We start from the raw sequence: 1,528 nt of genomic DNA on the forward strand, positions 1-1,528 counted from the left end.
CCTAGTACGGCAGCCGCCATTTGCTGTGTGAGCTGGGATGACGCCGTGCTGGTCGATACGATCGTTTGACGGGTTTCCCGTACAACGAGAGCAGCCGCTCGTGATCATGTCTGTGTGACGAGAACAAGATCCAAAGCGGCTGCCGCCCTCATCGTAGAGGCCCAGCGGGTGCAACGGAACCTGGATGACCTGATGACCGCGCTGGCCCCGATGTTCCCCAGGATCGAGCCGCGGCTGCAGGCCGCCAAGTACGTCCGAGCGGTGATGTCCGAGCTGCCCAGGCGCAACGGCTGGACGATCGCCGAGTGGGTCGGCGACCGCCGTCCGGACGCCACCCAGCGCCTGCTGAACCGCGCCCGATGGGACACCAGGGGCGCGATGAGCACCATCCGCCGGTTCGCCGTCGCCCGGATCGATGCCGCTGCCCGGCCGGGCAGCCTGACCGTCGGCGTGCTGGACGAGTCCGGCCAGGAGAAGAAGGGCACGGCCACGGCAGGCGTCAAGCGCCAGCACATGGGCTGCGCCGGCGGCATCGACAACGGCATCAACGCCGTCTACCTCGCCTACGTGCGCGCCGGAGCCGGACACGCGCTGATCGCCGCCCGGCAATGGATCCCGGCCGAGCAGATCAGCGACCCGGTCACCGCCATCACCACCGCTCTGCCGCTGGACCTGGGCTTCGCGACCAAGGGCGAACTGGCCATCGGCCTGCTCGGCGAGGCCTACGCCGACGGTGTGCGCCTGGACTTCGTGACTGGGGACGAGGTCTACGGCGCCTGCACCAAGCTGCGCGCCTTCCTGGAGAACCACGGCCAGGCCTACGTGCTGCGCATCCGCGCCACCTTCACCCTCACCCTCGGCGGCGGCAGTTGCTTGACCTGTGAGCAGGCCGTGGCCAGGTACTTGAGGCAGAAGCGCAAGTGGGTCATCCGCTCGGCCGGTGACGGCTCCAAGGGTGAGCGCACCTACGCCTGGGCCTGGATCGCCACCGTCAGCCCCGCCCATTTCCTGCTGGTTCGTAAGCACCGCACCACCGGCGAACTGGCCTTCTGCTACTGCTTTGTCCCCGATGGCCAGCCGGTCACGCTACCCCGCCTGATCGCCGCCGCGGGGCTGAGGTGGCCGGTGGAGGAGAGTTTTCAGGCCGGCAAGAGCCTGTTCGGCCTGGACGAATCCCAGGTGCGCCTCTATGAGGCTCTGCTCCGGCATCTCGTGCTGGTCATGGCCGCTCTGGCCGTCTGCGCGGCCAGCGCTGCGGCCGCCCGGCACCGCACCGACACCCAAGCCATGAAGCCCCGCCACCCCGACGAACAACCGCCCGAAGATCCCGGCCTGATCCCGCTGACGGTCGCCGAGATCAAGCACCTGTTCAACGCCGCCACCACCCGCACACCGTCGCTACAACACGTCGCGCATTGGTCAGCCTGGAGACGCCATCATCAAGCCCGCGCCCGCTGGTTCCATCACCGAGCCCGTCTGACCACTGCATATATCCAGGTCAGCTAACAAATGGCGGCTGCCGTACTAG

Annotated in this window: 1 protein-coding gene; it reads left to right on the forward strand. The window is 67.9% G+C overall.

Going from position 1 to position 1,528, the window contains the following annotated elements:
• Nucleotides 1–168 precede the first annotated feature (168 nt).
• Nucleotides 169–1,506 (forward strand): IS701 family transposase, encoded by a 1,338-nt coding sequence (locus ABFX54_RS56520; protein WP_428834673.1) that lies wholly within the window; start codon nucleotides 169–171, stop codon nucleotides 1,504–1,506.
• The last annotated feature ends 22 nt before the right edge of the window (nucleotides 1,507–1,528 follow it).

The organism is Nonomuraea maheshkhaliensis (assembly GCF_039529435.1).
GTDB lineage: Bacteria > Actinomycetota > Actinomycetes > Streptosporangiales > Streptosporangiaceae > Nonomuraea > Nonomuraea maheshkhaliensis.